Below are 15,073 nucleotides of genomic sequence, written 5' to 3'. Positions count from 1 at the left end.
ACGAAGGTCTACGTTTTGCTATCCGTGAAGGTGGCCGTACAGTTGGTGCTGGTGTTGTTGCAACTATCATTGCTTAATAACACTTAGTACTTACGTACAGAAAAAGGGAGCTTCGGCTCCCTTTTTCGTATCTGAAAGATCACAATAGTTATAACGACATTAGCCAAAATCTGATATTAGGTTCTATGCTAATGAGTATGACTGACAAAGATTTAACGATTAGTTATGTATGTTTGCTTATGCCATGCAATATCTGATAAGAAAATCGTTAAACTCGCTAATGAGTTTAATGTGACCGACATTCGTGTGCTTAGGCAATTAACGCCTTTGGGCTCTCAATGTGGTAAATGTATTAGGCAAGCTCAACATATTCTTCAAACAATCACTCCTCTACCAAGTAAGATTCATGATTGAATCTTCCATTTCAGACACACTTGCTTTTGACACAAGCTCTAGCACTTCTATTCTTTAAAAATGAATAGGGGAGAGTCTATGAAAGCAGATCCAAAAATTATTCAATATCTAAATACCATTCTTGGTAACGAGCTTATCGCTATTAACCAATATTTCTTACATGCAAGGATGTATAAAGATTGGGGACTAAAGCATTTAGCGGATAAGGAATATCATGAATCTATTGATGAAATGAAACACGCTGATTTATTGATAGAACGAATTTTGTTTTTGGAAGGACTTCCTAATCTGCAAGATCTTGGCAAATTGAATATAGGTGAAGATACAAAAGAAATGTTGGAATGCGATTTAGCACTGGAAATGGATGCGATTCCAGATCTGCGAGATGCTATCGCTTATGCAGAAAATATTCGTGATTATGTGTCACGAGATCTGTTTTTGACTATTCTCGATGATGAGGAAGAGCATGTTGATTGGTTAGAAACCCAGTTGGGTCTGATCAAGATGATGGGGATCGAAAACTATAATCAGGCTCAGATTGTTGATGAAGGGTGATAGTTGTCATTATATTGAATTATTTTCAAAATATAATTATCTGATATTAAAGGATTATAGAATTATTTCTGCCTAAGGATTAAACAAGGCTTGTATTCAATAATGTGATCTGTATAATGCTCGCCACTGCCCGAGAGTAAGTCTCGTAAGTGCAGTTGTGAACCAATAAGCGTTGAGGAGAGATATACTGCAGGTTTAACCGAGTATGTTTCATAATGAATACTCTGACTTATGTTCGCAGTCATTAAATTGACTGACAATGCATCCGATAGGGATGCTACGTTCACATAAATCAATCGACATTCCCTCGTCCTTACGAGCGTGAGTGGCGATATTGTTTGTGTAATTTTTATTTGGAGCTCTGTCTAATGCAGAACCAACGTATTCGTATCCGCCTAAAGGCGTTCGATCACCGTCTGATCGATCAGTCAACTGCGGAAATCGTTGAAACAGCTAAGCGTACTGGCGCACAGGTTAAGGGTCCAATCCCTCTACCAACTCGCAAAGAGCGTTTCACTGTTCTTATTTCTCCACACGTTAATAAGGACGCACGTGACCAGTACGAAATCCGTACTCACAAGCGCCTTATCGACATCGTTGAGCCTACAGACAAAACTGTTGATGCTCTTATGCGTCTAGATCTAGCTGCTGGCGTTGACGTACAGATCAGCCTAGGTTAAGGGAGAATAAGAGAATGATTGGTCTAATCGGTCGTAAAGTGGGCATGACCCGCATCTTTACCGAAGATGGCGTTTCTATTCCAGTTACTGTTGTTGAAGTTGAAGCTAACCGCGTTACTCAGGTTAAATCTGTAGAAACTGACGGCTACAACGCTATTCAAGTAACAACTGGTTCTAAGAAAGCTAACCGCGTATCTAAGCCTGAAGCTGGTCACTTTGCGAAAGCAGGTGTAGAAGCTGGTCGCGGTCTTTGGGAATTCCGTCTAGAAAACAGTGAAGAGTTTGCAGTTGGCGCTGAGCTAAATGTTGAACTATTCAACGATATCAAAAAAGTAGACGTTACTGGTACATCTAAGGGTAAAGGTTTCCAAGGTGCTGTTAAGCGCTGGAACTTCCGTACTCAAGATATGACACATGGTAACTCCTTGTCTCACCGTGCTCCGGGTTCAATTGGCCAATGTCAAACTCCAGGTCGCGTATTTAAAGGCAAGAAAATGGCTGGTCACATGGGTGCTGAGCGTGTAACGACTCAAAACCTAGAGATCGTACGTGTTGACGCTGAGCGCAATCTGCTTCTTATCAAAGGTGCAGTCCCTGGCGCAACTGGCGGCAACGTGATCGTTAAACCAGCTGTTAAAGCGTAACGTCGAGGAGTTAGTAATGGAATTGGTAGTCAAAGGCGCTGACGCGCTAACTGTCTCCGAAACTACTTTTGGGCGTGATTTCAATGAAGCGCTTGTACACCAAGTAGTTGTTGCTTTTGCAGCAGGTGCTCGTCAGGGTACTCGTGCTCAGAAGACTCGTTCAGACGTTTCTGGCGGTGGCGCTAAGCCATGGCGTCAGAAAGGTACTGGTCGCGCTCGTGCAGGTACAATCCGCAGTCCGCTATGGCGTACTGGTGGTGTTACTTTCGCTGCTCGTCCTCAGGATCACAGCCAAAAAGTAAACAAGAAAATGTACCGCGGTGCTATGAAGAGCATTCTTTCTGAGCTAGTTCGTCAAGAGCGTCTAATCGTTGTTGATAACTTTGCTCTAGAAGCACCAAAGACAAAAGCACTAGTAGCTAAGCTTAAAGAGCTTGAGCTAACTGATGCACTAATCGTAACTGGTGAGCTAGAAGAAAATCTATTCCTAGCAGCACGTAACCTATACAAAGTAGACGTACGTGATGCGAAGGCAATCGATCCAGTTAGCTTAATCGCTTTCGATAAAGTTGTTATGACTGCAGCAGCAGTTAAAGCAGTTGAGGAGATGCTAGCATGATCACTGAAGAGCGTATTTTAAAAGTTCTACGTGCTCCGCACATCTCTGAAAAAGCATCAATGGCTGCAGAAAACGCTAACACTATCGTTTTCAAAGTAGCATTGACAGCAACTAAGAAAGAGATCAAAGCAGCAGTTGAGAAACTGTTCGAGGTTGAAGTTAAGTCTGTAAATACTCTTATCACTAAGGGTAAGACCAAGCGTCAAGGTATGCGCCAAGGCCGTCGTTCAGACGTGAAGAAAGCGTACGTTATCTTGAAAGAAGGTCAAGACATCGACTTCGCTGGTAGTGCAGAGTAAGGCTAGGAGCAAAGAAGAATGGCTATTGTAAAATGTAAGCCGACTTCCCCAGGTCGTCGCCACGTAGTTAAAGTGGTTAACTCTGACCTGCATAAGGGTAAGCCGTACGCACCACTACTAGAGAAAAACTCTAAGACTGGTGGTCGTAACAATAACGGTCGTATCACAGTACGTCACATCGGTGGTGGTAACAAACAACATTACCGTCTAATCGACTTCAAACGTACTAAAGATGGCATCCCAGCGAAAGTTGAGCGTCTAGAATACGATCCAAACCGTAGCGCAAACATTGCTCTAGTTCTTTACAAAGACGGTGAGCGCCGCTACATCATTGCACCTAAAGGTCTACAAGCTGGTGATATGATCCAGTCTGGCGAAGATGCTGCAATCAAAGTTGGTAACACTCTACCAATGCGCAACATCCCAGTAGGTTCAACAGTACACTGTGTTGAACTTAAGCCTGGTAAAGGTGCTCAGCTGGCTCGTTCAGCTGGTGCATACGCTCAGATCATTGCACGTGCAGGCACATATGTGACTCTACGTCTACGTTCTGGTGAAATGCGTAAAGTTCTTGCTGAAGGTCGTGCGACTCTAGGTGAAGTTGGTAATGCTGAACACATGCTACGCGAGCTAGGTAAAGCTGGTGCTAACCGCTGGCGCGGTGTTCGTCCAACTGTACGTGGTGTTGTAATGAACCCAGTAGATCACCCACACGGTGGTGGTGAAGGTCGTACATCAGGCGGTCGTCACCCAGTTACACCTTGGGGTGTTCCAACTAAGGGTTACAAGACTCGTAAGAACAAGCGTACCGACAAGTACATCGTACGTCGTCGTAACAAGTAATTATAAAGAGGATACGCCATGCCACGTTCTCTCAAGAAAGGTCCATTTATTGACCTACACTTGCTGAAGAAGGTAGAGAAAGCGTTGGAAAGCGGTGACAAGAAGCCTGTTAAGACTTGGTCCCGTCGCTCAATGATCATCCCTCAGATGATCGGTTTGACCATCGCTGTCCATAATGGTCGTCAGCACGTACCTGTTTTCGTTTCTGAAGAAATGATCGGTCACAAGCTAGGCGAATTTGCACCAACACGCACTTACCGTGGCCACGCTGCGGATAAGAAAGCTAAAAAGCGCTAAGGAGTAGGTAATGGAAGCTATCGCTAAACATCGCTTTGCTCGCATTTCGCCGCAAAAAGCTCGTTTGGTTGCAGATCAACTGCGCGGTAAGCCAGTTGCTCAAGCTCTAGAAATTCTAAACTTCAGCAACAAAAAAGCTGCTGATTTAATCAAGAAAGTTCTAGAGTCAGCTATCGCTAACGCAGAACACAACGAAGGTGCAGACATTGATGATCTTAATGTTGCTAAAATCTTCGTTGACGAAGGTCCTACCATGAAGCGTATTATGCCTCGTGCAAAAGGCCGTGCCGATCGCATCTTGAAGCGTTCTAGCCACATCACTGTTGTTGTAGCAGACCGCTAAGAGACTAGGAGAGAAAGCAATGGGTCAGAAAGTACATCCTAATGGTATTCGTTTAGGCATCGTTAAGCCTTGGAATACCACTTGGTTTGCTAACAGCCAAGAGTTCGCTGACAACCTAGACGGCGATTTCAAGGTACGCCAGTTCCTTACTAAGGAACTAGCAAAAGCATCTCTATCACGCATCGTTATCGAGCGTCCTGCTAAGAGCATCCGTGTGACTATCCACACTGCTCGTCCAGGCGTAGTAATCGGTAAGAAAGGTGAAGACGTAGAGAAACTACGTGCAGCAGTTGCGAAGATCGCGGGCGTTCCAGCTCAGATCAACATCGCTGAAGTACGTAAGCCAGAACTAGACGGTCAACTAGTAGCAGACAGCATCGCGTCTCAGCTAGAGCGTCGTGTTATGTTCCGTCGCGCTATGAAGCGTGCAGTTCAGAACGCTATGCGTCTTGGCGCTAAAGGTATCAAAGTTGAAGTAAGCGGTCGTCTAGGCGGCGCTGAAATCGCACGTACTGAGTGGTACCGTGAAGGCCGTGTGCCTCTACACACTCTACGTGCTGACATTGATTACGCAACTTCTTCGGCTCACACCCAATACGGTGTTATCGGCGTTAAAGTTTGGATCTTCAAAGGTGAAGTTCTAGGCGGTATGCCAGCTGCTAACGCAGTAGAGCCAAAGGCTGACAAGCCTAAGAAGCAGCGCAAAAGCCGTAAATAAGGAGTTTATTGATGCTGCAACCAAAACGCACTAAATTCCGCAAGGCCTTTAAAGGTCGTAACCGCGGTCTAGCGAACGGTACTGAAGTAAGCTTTGGTCAATTTGGTCTTAAAGCTGTAGGCCGTGGTCGCCTAACAGCTCGTCAAATCGAAGCTGCACGTCGTGCTATGACTCGTCATATCAAACGTCAGGGCCAAATCTGGATTCGTGTATTCCCAGACAAACCAATCACATCTAAGCCTCTTGAAGTTCGTCAAGGTAAAGGTAAGGGTAGTGTGGCATACTGGGTTGCTCAAGTTCAACCAGGTAAAGTTCTATACGAAATGAATGGTGTTTCTGAATCTCTAGCACGTGAAGCATTTAACCTTGCTGCACGTAAGCTACCAATCAAAACAACATTCGTAATTAAGGCGGTGATGTGATGAATGCACAAGATCTACGCGCGAAAAGCGTTGAAGAACTGAATGCAGAGCTTGTGAATCTACTTCGCGAACAGTTCAACTTGCGTATGCAAGCTGCAACTGGTCAGCTACAGCAGACTCACAACCTAAAAACTGTACGTCGTGATATCGCACGTGTTAAAACCGTTCTGACTGAGAAGGCTGGCGCATAATGAGCGAGAAAATCCGTACTCAGCTTGGTCGTGTAGTTAGCGACAAGGGCGATAAGTCTATTGTTGTTGCTATTGAGCGTATGGTGAAACACCCAATCTACGGTAAGTTCATCAAGCGTACAACTAAGCTTCACGCACATGACGAAAACAACGAGTGTGGCCTAGGCGACACTGTTGAGGTTCGCGAGTGTCGTCCACTATCTAAGACTAAGTCTTGGACACTGGTACGAGTAGTTGAAAAAGCACGTATCTAATACGTACTTAACAGCTATATAAGTTAGCGGCCCCGAAAAAATTTGGGGCCGTTCATTTTTTTATCTACCCATCAGTCGAAAATGGTGTTATTATTCGCCGCCTTTGAAGAAAAGGCATATCGACTCGTATTGGGTCTAGATGTTTTAAAAATTAGCGGAGCACTAACATGATCCAAATGCAAAGTATGCTTGATGCAGCGGATAACTCCGGCGCACGTAGCGTAATGTGTATTAAGGTTCTGGGTGGTTCTCACCGTCGCTATGCACATATCGGTGACATCATCAAGGTTACTGTTAAGGAAGCAATTCCTCGCGGTAAAGTTAAGAAAGGTGATGTACTGAAAGCGGTGGTTGTACGCACCCGTAAAGGCGTTCGTCGTCAAGATGGCTCTGTCATTCGCTTTGACCGTAATGCTTGCGTATTGTTGAACAACACTACTGAGCAACCTATCGGTACTCGTATCTTCGGCCCAGTGACTCGTGAACTTCGTACAGCGAAATTCATGAAGATTGTTTCACTAGCGCCAGAAGTACTTTAAGGAGCGACTATAATGGCAGCTAAAATCCGTCAAAACGACGAAGTTATCATTCTTGCTGGTAAAGACAAAGGCAAGACTGGTAAAGTAACTAAGGTTCTAGCAACCGGTAAAGTTATCGTTGAAGGTATCAACATGGTTAAGAAACACCAGAAGCCAGTTCCGGCAATGGGTGTTCAGGGCGGTATCGTTGAGCAGGAAGCTGCTATCGATGCGTCTAATGTTGCTATCGTTAACGGTCAAGGTAAAGCGGACCGTGTAGGCTTCCGATTTGAAGACGGCAAAAAAGTTCGTTTCTTCAAGTCGACTGGCGAAACTATTAAGTAAGTTTGGAGTAGTACTATGGCGAAACTGCATGATTACTACAAAGAGACTGTTGTAAAAGAGCTTTCTGAAAAGTTTGAATACAAGAGTATCATGCAAGTCCCAAGGATCGAAAAGATCACACTTAACATGGGTGTGGGCGAAGCTATCAACGACAAGAAGCTGCTAGAGAATGCTGCTGCTGACATGACTGCAATTTCAGGTCAGAAGCCGCTAATCACTGTAGCACGTAAGTCAGTTGCAGGCTTTAAGATCCGTGAGGGCTACCCTATTGGCTGTAAAGTAACCTTACGTGGCGAGCGTATGTGGGACTTTTTCGACCGTCTAATTTCAATTGCTGTTCCACGTATTCGTGACTTCCGTGGTTTAAACCCTAAGTCATTCGATGGTCGTGGTAACTACAGCATGGGCGTTCGTGAGCAGATCATCTTCCCAGAAATCGATTTCGATAAAGTAGATCGTGTACGTGGTTTAGACATCACTGTTACAACTTCTGCTAAGTCTGACGAAGAAGCTCTAGCTCTGCTGTCTGCTTTTAACTTCCCATTCCGTAAGTAAAAGTAAGGGTTACTAATGGCTAAAGAATCTATGAAGGCACGCGAAGCTAAACGTGCCAAGCTAGTAGCTAAGTTCGCTGAAAAGCGTGCAGCGCTAAAAGCTCTAATTAGCGACGTGAATGCGTCTGAAGAAGATCGCTGGAATGCAGTGCTTAAGCTTCAGTCACTACCACGTGATTCTGCGAAGTCTCGTCAGCGTAATCGCTGTAACCAGACTGGACGTCCACACGGCTACCTACGTAAGTTCGGTCTTAGCCGTATCAAGGTTCGTGAAGCTTGCATGAAAGGCGAGATTCCGGGTCTACGTAAAGCAAGCTGGTAATCCAGTAAGCAATTCAGAATCACGGAGTATTAACTTATGAGCATGCAAGATCCGATTTCGGATATGCTGACCCGTCTTCGTAACGGTCAGGCAGCGAAAAAAGTTGCTGTTAAAATGCCATCTTCTAAGCTTAAAGTAGCAATCGCTGCTCTATTAAAAGAAGAAGGTTATGTGGCTGACTACACTGTAACAGGTGAAGTTAAGCCTGAGCTAGAAGTTACACTTAAGTACTTCGAAGCTAACCCAGTTATTGAGCAAATCCAACGTGTATCACGTCCTGGTCTACGCATCTACAAGAAAAAAGATGCGCTACCATCAGTGATGGGTGGCCTTGGTATTGCTGTTGTTTCCACTTCCAAGGGTCTAATGACCGACCGCGCTGCACGCAAAGCGGGTCTTGGCGGTGAGATTATCTGCTACGTAGCATAATAGGAGTAGGATATGTCTCGTGTTGCAAAAGCACCTGTAGTTATTCCTGCCGGCGTAGAAGTTAAACTTAACGGTCAGGAAATTACTGTTAAAGGTAGTAAGGGCGAAGCAGTTCGTTCTATCCACGAAGCAGTAGTTCTAACTTTGGAAGAGAACAAAGTTACTTTCGGTCCTCGTGAAGGATTCGAAAAAGCTTGGGCACAAGCAGGTACTGCACGTGCACTAGTTAACAACATGGTTGTTGGTGTTACTGAAGGCTTCACTAAGAAGCTGACTCTTAAGGGTGTAGGTTACCGTGCTGCTATCAAAGGCAATGCAGTAGCTCTAACTCTAGGTTTCTCTCATCCAGTTGAGCACGAACTTCCAGCAGGTATCAAAGCTGAATGTCCATCACAAACTGAAATCGTACTTACTGGTACTGATAAGCAGGTTGTAGGTCAAGTAGCTGCTGATATTCGCGCTTACCGTAGCCCTGAACCTTACAAAGGTAAAGGTGTTCGTTACGCCGACGAAGTTGTGCGTACTAAAGAAGCTAAGAAGAAGTAAGGTAACACTATGGATAAGAAAGCATCTCGTATCCGTCGTGCGACCCGAGCACGTCGTAAGATTGCTGAACTGGGCGCAACTCGCCTAGTTGTACACCGTACTCCACGTCACGTGTACGCTCAGGTAATCGCACCAAACGGCTCTGAGGTTATCGCAGCCGCTTCTACCGTAGAAAAAGCGATCCGTGAGCAAGTTAAGAGCACTGGTAACAAAGACGCTGCTACAGCTGTAGGTAAAGCTATTGCTGAGCGCGCGATTGAAAAAGGCATCCTTAACGTTGCATTCGATCGTTCTGGTTTCCAATACCACGGCCGTATCGCTGCACTAGCAGAAGCTGCTCGTGAAGCTGGTCTGAAATTCTAAGGTAGGCGGAAGATGGCTAACGAAAAAACACAATCAGATTTGCATGAAAAACTGATCGCTGTTAACCGTGTTTCAAAAACGGTTAAAGGTGGTCGTATTTTCAGCTTTACTGCACTAACTGTTGTTGGTGACGGTAACGGTCGCATCGGTTTTGGTTACGGTAAGGCACGTGAAGTTCCTGCTGCAATCCAGAAAGCGATGGAAAAAGCACGCCGTAACATGGTTACAGTTGCAATCAACGAAGGTACTCTATACCACCCTGTTAAGGGCGTTCACACTGGTTCTAAAGTTTACATGCAACCAGCGTCTGAAGGTACAGGTATCATCGCGGGTGGTGCAATGCGTGCAGTACTAGAAGTTGCGGGTATCCGTAACGTTCTAGCTAAAGCATACGGTTCTACTAACCCAATCAACGTTGTTCGCGCAACAATTGACGGTCTAAGTGGAATGAACTCTCCAGAAATGATCGCAGCTAAGCGTGGTCTTTCTGTTAAAGAAATTCTGGAGTAATCGACATGGCTAAAACTATTAAAGTAACCCAAACAAAGAGCTCTATCGGTCGTCTACCGAAGCATAAAGCTACTTTGCGTGGCCTAGGCCTTCGTCGCATCAACCACACTGTTGAACTTGAAGATACTGCCTGCGTACGCGGCATGATCAACAAAGTTTACTACATGGTTAAAGTTGAGGAGTAATCAGAATGCGTTTGAATACTCTATCACCGGCTGCGGGTTCTAAGCCTTCTGCGAAGCGCGTAGGTCGTGGTATCGGTTCAGGTCTGGGTAAAACTTGTGGCCGTGGTCACAAAGGTCAGAAATCACGTTCAGGTGGTTCAGTACGTCCAGGCTTCGAAGGCGGTCAAATGCCTTTGAAACAGCGTCTACCAAAATTCGGTTTTACATCACGTAAGAGCCTTGTAACAGCTGAAGTTCGTCTAGCAGAGCTAGCGAAAGTTGAAGGTGACGTAGTAAGCCTAGAAACACTAAAAGCTGCGAATGTTATCACTAAGGACGTTAAGTTCGTGAAAGTTGTACTTTCTGGTGAGATCGCTCGTTCAGTAACAGTGAAAGGCCTACGCGTTACTAAAGGCGCTAAAGCTGCTATCGAAGCTGCTGGCGGTAAAATCGAGGAATAATTAACTCGAGGATGAGGTACAGATGGCTAAACAACCAGGACAAGATTTTCGTAGCGCACAAGGTGGCCTAGCAGAGCTTAAGTCACGCCTTTTATTCGTATTAGGTGCGATCTTAATATTTAGAGCGGGTTCCTTTGTTCCTATTCCTGGTATTGACGCTGCTGTACTTGCCAGTCTGTTCGAACAGCAAAAGGGTACCATCATTGAAATGTTTAACATGTTCTCTGGTGGTGCACTCTCGCGTGCTTCTATTCTAGCGCTGGGCATTATGCCGTATATTTCGGCATCGATTATTGTCCAGTTGCTAACAGTAGTTCATCCAGCATTAGCTGAGTTGAAGAAAGAAGGTGAGGCTGGCCGTCGTAAGATTAGTCAGTACACCCGATACGGTACGCTTGTTTTGGCAACCTTCCAAGCAATTGGTATTGCAACGGGGTTACCAAGTATGATTCCAGGGCTTGTACATAATCCAGGCCCTAGTTTCTACTTTGTTGCAGTGGTTAGTTTGGTTACTGGCACCATGTTCTTAATGTGGTTAGGTGAGCAAATTACCGAGCGTGGTATTGGTAACGGTATTTCATTGATTATTTTCACTGGTATCGTTGCAGGTTTACCGCCAGCGATTGGACAGACCGTAGAGCAAGCGCGTCAAGGTGAATTGCACGTACTTCTTCTACTGTTAATTGCGGTTATATCATTTGCTGTTATTTACTTTGTTGTGTTTATGGAACGTGGTCAGCGTCGTATCGTCGTTAACTACGCTAAACGCCAACAAGGTCGACGTGTTTTTGCTGCGCAAAGCACACACCTACCGTTGAAAATCAACATGGCAGGTGTTATTCCAGCAATTTTTGCATCGAGTATTATTCTTTTTCCAGGAACGCTGGCTCAGTGGTTTGGTCAAAGTGAAGGTCTAGGTTGGTTAAGTGATATCTCACTTGCTCTAAGTCCTGGTCAACCTTTATATGTAATGCTTTATGCTGCTGCAATTATATTCTTCTGTTTCTTCTATACTGCGTTGGTTTTCAACCCTCGCGAGACAGCTGATAACTTGAAGAAGTCTGGGGCATTCATACCTGGTATACGCCCGGGTGAACAGACCGCAAAATATATAGATAAAGTAATGACACGTTTAACTCTTGCGGGTGCGTTGTATATTACGTTTATCTGTCTGATCCCCGAGTTCATGATGATAGCATGGAATGTTCGCTTCTATTTTGGCGGTACTTCCCTACTTATCGTAGTCGTTGTTATTATGGATTTCATGGCTCAAGTTCAGACACATTTGATGTCTCAACAATATGAGTCAGTTTTGAAAAAGGCTAACCTTAAAGGCTATGGCCGCTAAGTTAGTTTTCCATTTTACGGAGTTTAGCAATGAAAGTTCGTGCTTCCGTTAAGAAAATCTGCCGTAACTGTAAAGTTATCAAGCGCAACGGTGTTGTGCGTGTGATTTGCAGTGAGCCAAAGCATAAACAACGCCAAGGCTAATTAGCAGAAATATTTCTTGCAAATTGAAGATAGGTTGGCTACATTAGCCAACCATCTTTTGTTATGTGCAAAAGAATTGTTCACCGCTGCGTATCCTAAACGGGCTCTGCAGCGGTTATTCTTGTAAAGTACTAGGAGTGAATAGTGGCCCGTATTGCAGGCATTAACATTCCTGATCAGAAACATGCTGTTATCGCACTTACTGCGATCTACGGCATTGGTAAGACTCGTTCAAAAGCTATCCTAGCTGAAACGGGTATTGCTGAAGATGTTAAGATCAGTGAACTAACTGAAGAGCAGATCGATCTACTGCGTGATGGTGTAGCTAAGTACACTGTAGAAGGTGATCTTCGTCGTGAAATTTCCATGAACATCAAGCGCCTAATGGATCTTGGTTGTTACCGTGGTCTTCGTCACCGTCGCAGTCTACCTCTACGTGGACAGCGTACTAAAACCAACGCTCGCACTCGTAAGGGTCCGCGCAAGCCGATCAAAAAATAATCGGATAAGGTAGAGTACAATGGCAAAACAACCTACACGCGCTCGTAAGCGCGTACGCAAGCAAGTAGCTGATGGCGTTGCGCACATCCACGCTTCTTTCAACAACACAATCGTAACCATTACAGACCGTCAAGGTAATGCTCTATCTTGGGCTACTGCAGGTGGTTCAGGTTTCCGTGGTTCTCGTAAATCTACTCCGTTCGCTGCACAGGTTGCTGCAGAGCGTTGTGGTGAAATGGCTAAAGAATACGGCGTTAAGAACCTAGAAGTTATGGTTAAGGGCCCTGGTCCAGGTCGTGAGTCTACAATCCGTGCTCTAAACGCAGCGGGTTTCCGTATCACTAACATTGTTGATGCGACTCCGATCCCTCACAACGGTTGTCGTCCACCTAAGAAACGTCGCGTATAACGTTTCGTTTCTAGGAATTTGGAGAAAGAAAAATGGCAAGATATTTGGGTCCTAAGCTGAAGCTTAGCCGTCGCGAAGGCACTGACTTATTCCTTAAGTCTGGTGTACGCGCGATTGATACCAAGTGTAAAATTGATAACGCGCCGGGCCAACATGGTGCTCGTCGTGGTCGTCTATCTGATTACGGCGTTCAGCTTCGTGAGAAGCAGAAAGTTCGTCGTACGTATGGCGTACTAGAAAAACAATTCCGTAACTACTACAAGACAGCTGCCCGCATCAAGGGTAACACAGGTGAGAACCTGCTTCAGCTTCTTGAAGGTCGTCTAGATAACGTAGTTTACCGCATGGGCTTTGGCGCAACTCGCGCAGAAGCACGTCAGTTGGTAAGCCACAAAGCGATCCTAGTAAACGGTCAAGTCGTAAACGTTCCTTCTTTCAAGGTAGCGGCAAACGACGTTGTTAGCATTCGTGAGAAAGCTAAGAACCAAGCACGCATCAAAGCAGCTCTAGAAGTTGCTACACAGCGTGAACTACCGACTTGGGTCGAAGTAGACAGCAGCAAGATGGAAGGTACGTTCAAGCGTCTTCCAGAACGTTCTGATTTGTCTGCCGACATCAACGAACACCTGATCGTCGAGCTTTACTCTAAGTAAGGCTACAGTTAAGAGAGGACACAATGCAGGGTTCTGTAACAGAATTTCTTAAGCCGCGTCTTGTTGACATCGAACAAGTTAGCACGACACACGCAAAAGTAACTCTAGAGCCATTAGAGCGTGGTTTTGGCCACACTTTAGGAAACGCTCTTCGTCGTATTTTACTATCTTCTATGCCAGGTTGTGCTGTAACAGAAGTTGAAATCGACGGTGTGTTACATGAGTACAGCACCAAAGAAGGCGTTCAGGAGGATATCCTTGAAATTCTTCTAAACCTTAAAGGTCTAGCCGTTAAGGTTGAGGGTAAAGATGAAGTTATTCTTACTCTGAACAAATCTGGTGCAGGCCCTGTTGTTGCAGGTGACATCACCCATGATGGTGATGTTGAGATTGCGAACCCAGAACACGTAATCTGCCACATTACTGATGACAATGCTGAATTAAGCATGCGCATCAAGGTAGAGCGTGGTCGTGGCTATGTACCAGCATCTGCTCGTATTCACACTGAAGAAGATGAGCGTCCAATTGGTCGTCTGTTAGTAGACGCTACTTACAGCCCAGTTGACCGTATTGCTTACGCTGTTGAAGCAGCTCGCGTTGAACAACGCACTGACTTAGACAAGCTAGTAATCGATATGGAGACTAACGGTACACTTGATCCTGAGGAAGCTATCCGTCGTGCAGCAACTATTCTTGCTGAGCAATTGGATGCATTCGTAGATCTTCGCGATGTACGAGTTCCAGAAGAGAAAGAAGAGAAGCCGGAGTTCGATCCGATCCTACTGCGTCCTGTAGACGATCTTGAACTAACTGTTCGCTCTGCTAACTGTCTGAAAGCAGAAGCGATCCACTACATCGGTGATCTTGTTCAGCGTACTGAGGTTGAGCTTCTTAAAACGCCAAACCTTGGTAAGAAGTCTTTAACAGAAATTAAAGATGTATTGGCTTCTCGTGGTCTGTCTCTAGGTATGCGCCTAGAAAATTGGCCACCAGCGTCAATCGCTGAAGATTAATAGTTTACTGATATCTAGTTAGAAGGATTAGGTCATGCGCCATCGTAAGAGTGGTCGTCAACTCAACCGCAACAGCAGTCATCGTAAAGCGATGTTCAGCAACATGGCTAGCTCTCTGGTACGTCACGAATTAATTAAGACTACCCTGCCTAAAGCAAAAGAGCTACGTCGCGTAATTGAGCCTTTGATTACCCTAGCTAAGACTGACAGTGTTGCTAACCGTCGTCTTGCATTCGCTCGTACTCGTGACAACGAAGTTGTTGCGAAACTATTTAACGAACTAGGTCCACGCTTTGCTAAGCGTCCTGGTGGTTACACTCGTATCATGAAGTGCGGTTTCCGTGCTGGTGATAAAGCTCCTATGGCTTACATCGAGTTAGTTGACCGTCCTGAAGCTCAGGAAGAAGCTGCTGCTGAATAAGCAATAGCCGTTAAATAAAAAAAGAAGCCGAGTCTTTAGACTCGGCTTTTTTTTTGCATCTTTTTCAGTGTGTAGGTGTCACACTGAGGACAAT

31 protein-coding genes are annotated in these 15,073 nt (G+C 45.1%); all 31 read left to right on the top strand.

Annotated elements, in window-relative coordinates:
- Positions 1 to 77 (top strand): EF-Tu C-terminal domain-related protein (locus tag E5A76_RS13450; protein WP_449301131.1); only part of this gene is annotated, 77 nt, incomplete at its 5' end.
- A gap of 148 nt (positions 78 to 225) precedes the next feature.
- Positions 226 to 414, top strand: a complete 189-nt coding sequence (locus E5A76_RS13445; RefSeq protein WP_161117954.1) for a (2Fe-2S)-binding protein — start codon at positions 226 to 228, stop codon at positions 412 to 414.
- A gap of 78 nt (positions 415 to 492) precedes the next feature.
- Positions 493 to 969: a bacterioferritin gene (gene bfr / locus E5A76_RS13440; RefSeq protein ID WP_161119233.1), complete on the top strand. Its 477-nt coding sequence runs from the start codon at positions 493 to 495 to the stop codon at positions 967 to 969.
- A 368-nt stretch (positions 970 to 1,337) separates the two neighbouring features.
- The gene (gene rpsJ / locus E5A76_RS13435; RefSeq protein ID WP_002541412.1) at positions 1,338 to 1,649 is read left to right on the top strand and encodes a 30S ribosomal protein S10; all 312 of its coding nucleotides are present in this window, start codon (positions 1,338 to 1,340) and stop codon (positions 1,647 to 1,649) included.
- Between the two features lie 14 nt (positions 1,650 to 1,663).
- Positions 1,664 to 2,293 (top strand): 50S ribosomal protein L3, encoded by a 630-nt coding sequence (rplC, locus tag E5A76_RS13430; protein WP_008988085.1) that lies wholly within the window; start codon positions 1,664 to 1,666, stop codon positions 2,291 to 2,293.
- 16 nt (positions 2,294 to 2,309) lie between these two features.
- A complete protein-coding gene (gene rplD / locus E5A76_RS13425) occupies positions 2,310 to 2,912 on the top strand; it encodes a 50S ribosomal protein L4 (RefSeq protein ID WP_053987235.1) in 603 nt (200 codons plus the stop codon).
- On the top strand, positions 2,909 to 3,211 hold the full coding sequence (gene rplW, locus E5A76_RS13420; RefSeq protein ID WP_005370910.1) for a 50S ribosomal protein L23: 303 nt from the start codon (positions 2,909 to 2,911) through the stop codon (positions 3,209 to 3,211). The genes rplD and rplW overlap by 4 nt, the downstream gene beginning before the upstream one ends.
- A gap of 18 nt (positions 3,212 to 3,229) precedes the next feature.
- Positions 3,230 to 4,054: a 50S ribosomal protein L2 gene (gene rplB / locus E5A76_RS13415; RefSeq protein WP_053987236.1), complete on the top strand. Its 825-nt coding sequence runs from the start codon at positions 3,230 to 3,232 to the stop codon at positions 4,052 to 4,054.
- Between the two features lie 18 nt (positions 4,055 to 4,072).
- Positions 4,073 to 4,351: a 30S ribosomal protein S19 gene (gene rpsS, locus E5A76_RS13410; protein WP_005302795.1), complete on the top strand. Its 279-nt coding sequence runs from the start codon at positions 4,073 to 4,075 to the stop codon at positions 4,349 to 4,351.
- A 10-nt stretch (positions 4,352 to 4,361) separates the two neighbouring features.
- Positions 4,362 to 4,694, top strand: coding sequence for a 50S ribosomal protein L22 (gene rplV / locus E5A76_RS13405; RefSeq protein ID WP_005302797.1), 333 nt, complete (start codon positions 4,362 to 4,364; stop codon positions 4,692 to 4,694).
- A 19-nt stretch (positions 4,695 to 4,713) separates the two neighbouring features.
- Entirely contained in the window at positions 4,714 to 5,412 is a 699-nt protein-coding gene (gene rpsC / locus E5A76_RS13400; RefSeq protein ID WP_053987237.1) for a 30S ribosomal protein S3, read from the top strand.
- Between the two features lie 11 nt (positions 5,413 to 5,423).
- A complete protein-coding gene (gene rplP / locus E5A76_RS13395) occupies positions 5,424 to 5,834 on the top strand; it encodes a 50S ribosomal protein L16 (RefSeq protein ID WP_005371000.1) in 411 nt (136 codons plus the stop codon).
- Positions 5,834 to 6,025, top strand: coding sequence for a 50S ribosomal protein L29 (gene rpmC, locus E5A76_RS13390; RefSeq protein WP_008988082.1), 192 nt, complete (start codon positions 5,834 to 5,836; stop codon positions 6,023 to 6,025). Before rplP ends, rpmC begins: the two co-directional genes overlap by 1 nt.
- On the top strand, positions 6,025 to 6,279 hold the full coding sequence (rpsQ, locus tag E5A76_RS13385; RefSeq protein ID WP_053987238.1) for a 30S ribosomal protein S17: 255 nt from the start codon (positions 6,025 to 6,027) through the stop codon (positions 6,277 to 6,279). Before rpmC ends, rpsQ begins: the two co-directional genes overlap by 1 nt.
- A 167-nt stretch (positions 6,280 to 6,446) precedes the next feature.
- On the top strand, positions 6,447 to 6,818 hold the full coding sequence (gene rplN, locus E5A76_RS13380; protein ID WP_053987239.1) for a 50S ribosomal protein L14: 372 nt from the start codon (positions 6,447 to 6,449) through the stop codon (positions 6,816 to 6,818).
- A gap of 12 nt (positions 6,819 to 6,830) precedes the next feature.
- Positions 6,831 to 7,142, top strand: coding sequence for a 50S ribosomal protein L24 (gene rplX, locus E5A76_RS13375; RefSeq protein WP_045084935.1), 312 nt, complete (start codon positions 6,831 to 6,833; stop codon positions 7,140 to 7,142).
- Between the two features lie 15 nt (positions 7,143 to 7,157).
- Positions 7,158 to 7,697, top strand: coding sequence for a 50S ribosomal protein L5 (gene rplE / locus E5A76_RS13370; protein WP_005370989.1), 540 nt, complete (start codon positions 7,158 to 7,160; stop codon positions 7,695 to 7,697).
- Between the two features lie 15 nt (positions 7,698 to 7,712).
- A complete protein-coding gene (gene rpsN / locus E5A76_RS13365) occupies positions 7,713 to 8,018 on the top strand; it encodes a 30S ribosomal protein S14 (protein ID WP_005370985.1) in 306 nt (101 codons plus the stop codon).
- A gap of 36 nt (positions 8,019 to 8,054) precedes the next feature.
- Positions 8,055 to 8,447 (top strand): 30S ribosomal protein S8, encoded by a 393-nt coding sequence (rpsH, locus tag E5A76_RS13360; RefSeq protein WP_008988079.1) that lies wholly within the window; start codon positions 8,055 to 8,057, stop codon positions 8,445 to 8,447.
- A gap of 12 nt (positions 8,448 to 8,459) precedes the next feature.
- Complete coding sequence (gene rplF / locus E5A76_RS13355; RefSeq protein WP_053987240.1) at positions 8,460 to 8,993, top strand: 50S ribosomal protein L6; 534 nt, start codon at positions 8,460 to 8,462, stop codon at positions 8,991 to 8,993.
- Positions 8,994 to 9,002: 9 nt separating this feature from the next.
- Positions 9,003 to 9,356, top strand: a complete 354-nt coding sequence (gene rplR / locus E5A76_RS13350; protein WP_008988077.1) for a 50S ribosomal protein L18 — start codon at positions 9,003 to 9,005, stop codon at positions 9,354 to 9,356.
- A gap of 12 nt (positions 9,357 to 9,368) precedes the next feature.
- Positions 9,369 to 9,866 (top strand): 30S ribosomal protein S5, encoded by a 498-nt coding sequence (gene rpsE, locus E5A76_RS13345; protein WP_008988076.1) that lies wholly within the window; start codon positions 9,369 to 9,371, stop codon positions 9,864 to 9,866.
- 5 nt (positions 9,867 to 9,871) lie between these two features.
- Positions 9,872 to 10,051 carry a 50S ribosomal protein L30 gene (gene rpmD, locus E5A76_RS13340; RefSeq protein WP_005302823.1) on the top strand — a complete coding sequence of 60 codons (180 nt, stop codon included), beginning with the start codon at positions 9,872 to 9,874 and terminating at the stop codon, positions 10,049 to 10,051.
- 5 nt (positions 10,052 to 10,056) lie between these two features.
- A complete protein-coding gene (rplO, locus tag E5A76_RS13335; RefSeq protein WP_008988075.1) occupies positions 10,057 to 10,491 on the top strand; it encodes a 50S ribosomal protein L15 in 435 nt (144 codons plus the stop codon).
- 22 nt (positions 10,492 to 10,513) lie between these two features.
- Positions 10,514 to 11,839 (top strand): preprotein translocase subunit SecY, encoded by a 1,326-nt coding sequence (secY, locus tag E5A76_RS13330; RefSeq protein ID WP_005370968.1) that lies wholly within the window; start codon positions 10,514 to 10,516, stop codon positions 11,837 to 11,839.
- 29 nt (positions 11,840 to 11,868) lie between these two features.
- The gene (gene rpmJ / locus E5A76_RS13325; RefSeq protein ID WP_000868186.1) at positions 11,869 to 11,982 is read left to right on the top strand and encodes a 50S ribosomal protein L36; all 114 of its coding nucleotides are present in this window, start codon (positions 11,869 to 11,871) and stop codon (positions 11,980 to 11,982) included.
- A 144-nt stretch (positions 11,983 to 12,126) separates the two neighbouring features.
- Complete coding sequence (rpsM, locus tag E5A76_RS13320) at positions 12,127 to 12,483, top strand: 30S ribosomal protein S13 (protein ID WP_008988074.1); 357 nt, start codon at positions 12,127 to 12,129, stop codon at positions 12,481 to 12,483.
- Positions 12,484 to 12,502: 19 nt separating this feature from the next.
- Complete coding sequence (gene rpsK / locus E5A76_RS13315) at positions 12,503 to 12,892, top strand: 30S ribosomal protein S11 (RefSeq protein ID WP_005370963.1); 390 nt, start codon at positions 12,503 to 12,505, stop codon at positions 12,890 to 12,892.
- Between the two features lie 32 nt (positions 12,893 to 12,924).
- The gene (gene rpsD / locus E5A76_RS13310; RefSeq protein ID WP_005370959.1) at positions 12,925 to 13,545 is read left to right on the top strand and encodes a 30S ribosomal protein S4; all 621 of its coding nucleotides are present in this window, start codon (positions 12,925 to 12,927) and stop codon (positions 13,543 to 13,545) included.
- A gap of 23 nt (positions 13,546 to 13,568) precedes the next feature.
- Positions 13,569 to 14,558: a DNA-directed RNA polymerase subunit alpha gene (locus tag E5A76_RS13305; protein WP_005370957.1), complete on the top strand. Its 990-nt coding sequence runs from the start codon at positions 13,569 to 13,571 to the stop codon at positions 14,556 to 14,558.
- 34 nt (positions 14,559 to 14,592) lie between these two features.
- Positions 14,593 to 14,979 carry a 50S ribosomal protein L17 gene (gene rplQ / locus E5A76_RS13300; protein WP_008988073.1) on the top strand — a complete coding sequence of 129 codons (387 nt, stop codon included), beginning with the start codon at positions 14,593 to 14,595 and terminating at the stop codon, positions 14,977 to 14,979.
- Positions 14,980 to 15,073: the final 94 nt, after the last annotated feature.

Source organism: Photobacterium lucens, from assembly GCF_009873615.1.
Lineage (GTDB): Bacteria > Pseudomonadota > Gammaproteobacteria > Enterobacterales > Vibrionaceae > Photobacterium > Photobacterium lucens.
The sequence above is the reverse complement of the archived record's forward strand: the minus strand, read 5'-3'. Positions and strand labels throughout refer to the sequence as shown.

Bases quoted from the DNA above. Each gene is read 5' to 3' on its own strand.
- E5A76_RS13445 (WP_161117954.1), top strand. From the start codon at position 226: ATGTATGTTTGCTTATGCCATGCAATATCTGATAAGAAAATCGTTAAA.
- bfr (WP_161119233.1), top strand. From the start codon at position 493: ATGAAAGCAGATCCAAAAATTATTCAATATCTAAATACCATTCTTGGT.
- rpsJ (WP_002541412.1), top strand. From the start codon at position 1,338: ATGCAGAACCAACGTATTCGTATCCGCCTAAAGGCGTTCGATCACCGT.
- rplC (WP_008988085.1), top strand. From the start codon at position 1,664: ATGATTGGTCTAATCGGTCGTAAAGTGGGCATGACCCGCATCTTTACC.
- rplD (WP_053987235.1), top strand. From the start codon at position 2,310: ATGGAATTGGTAGTCAAAGGCGCTGACGCGCTAACTGTCTCCGAAACT.
- rplW (WP_005370910.1), top strand. From the start codon at position 2,909: ATGATCACTGAAGAGCGTATTTTAAAAGTTCTACGTGCTCCGCACATC.
- rplB (WP_053987236.1), top strand. From the start codon at position 3,230: ATGGCTATTGTAAAATGTAAGCCGACTTCCCCAGGTCGTCGCCACGTA.
- rpsS (WP_005302795.1), top strand. From the start codon at position 4,073: ATGCCACGTTCTCTCAAGAAAGGTCCATTTATTGACCTACACTTGCTG.
- rplV (WP_005302797.1), top strand. From the start codon at position 4,362: ATGGAAGCTATCGCTAAACATCGCTTTGCTCGCATTTCGCCGCAAAAA.
- rpsC (WP_053987237.1), top strand. From the start codon at position 4,714: ATGGGTCAGAAAGTACATCCTAATGGTATTCGTTTAGGCATCGTTAAG.
- rplP (WP_005371000.1), top strand. From the start codon at position 5,424: ATGCTGCAACCAAAACGCACTAAATTCCGCAAGGCCTTTAAAGGTCGT.
- rpmC (WP_008988082.1), top strand. From the start codon at position 5,834: ATGAATGCACAAGATCTACGCGCGAAAAGCGTTGAAGAACTGAATGCA.
- rpsQ (WP_053987238.1), top strand. From the start codon at position 6,025: ATGAGCGAGAAAATCCGTACTCAGCTTGGTCGTGTAGTTAGCGACAAG.
- rplN (WP_053987239.1), top strand. From the start codon at position 6,447: ATGATCCAAATGCAAAGTATGCTTGATGCAGCGGATAACTCCGGCGCA.
- rplX (WP_045084935.1), top strand. From the start codon at position 6,831: ATGGCAGCTAAAATCCGTCAAAACGACGAAGTTATCATTCTTGCTGGT.
- rplE (WP_005370989.1), top strand. From the start codon at position 7,158: ATGGCGAAACTGCATGATTACTACAAAGAGACTGTTGTAAAAGAGCTT.
- rpsN (WP_005370985.1), top strand. From the start codon at position 7,713: ATGGCTAAAGAATCTATGAAGGCACGCGAAGCTAAACGTGCCAAGCTA.
- rpsH (WP_008988079.1), top strand. From the start codon at position 8,055: ATGAGCATGCAAGATCCGATTTCGGATATGCTGACCCGTCTTCGTAAC.
- rplF (WP_053987240.1), top strand. From the start codon at position 8,460: ATGTCTCGTGTTGCAAAAGCACCTGTAGTTATTCCTGCCGGCGTAGAA.
- rplR (WP_008988077.1), top strand. From the start codon at position 9,003: ATGGATAAGAAAGCATCTCGTATCCGTCGTGCGACCCGAGCACGTCGT.
- rpsE (WP_008988076.1), top strand. From the start codon at position 9,369: ATGGCTAACGAAAAAACACAATCAGATTTGCATGAAAAACTGATCGCT.
- rpmD (WP_005302823.1), top strand. From the start codon at position 9,872: ATGGCTAAAACTATTAAAGTAACCCAAACAAAGAGCTCTATCGGTCGT.
- rplO (WP_008988075.1), top strand. From the start codon at position 10,057: ATGCGTTTGAATACTCTATCACCGGCTGCGGGTTCTAAGCCTTCTGCG.
- secY (WP_005370968.1), top strand. From the start codon at position 10,514: ATGGCTAAACAACCAGGACAAGATTTTCGTAGCGCACAAGGTGGCCTA.
- rpmJ (WP_000868186.1), top strand. From the start codon at position 11,869: ATGAAAGTTCGTGCTTCCGTTAAGAAAATCTGCCGTAACTGTAAAGTT.
- rpsK (WP_005370963.1), top strand. From the start codon at position 12,503: ATGGCAAAACAACCTACACGCGCTCGTAAGCGCGTACGCAAGCAAGTA.
- rpsD (WP_005370959.1), top strand. From the start codon at position 12,925: ATGGCAAGATATTTGGGTCCTAAGCTGAAGCTTAGCCGTCGCGAAGGC.
- E5A76_RS13305 (WP_005370957.1), top strand. From the start codon at position 13,569: ATGCAGGGTTCTGTAACAGAATTTCTTAAGCCGCGTCTTGTTGACATC.
- rplQ (WP_008988073.1), top strand. From the start codon at position 14,593: ATGCGCCATCGTAAGAGTGGTCGTCAACTCAACCGCAACAGCAGTCAT.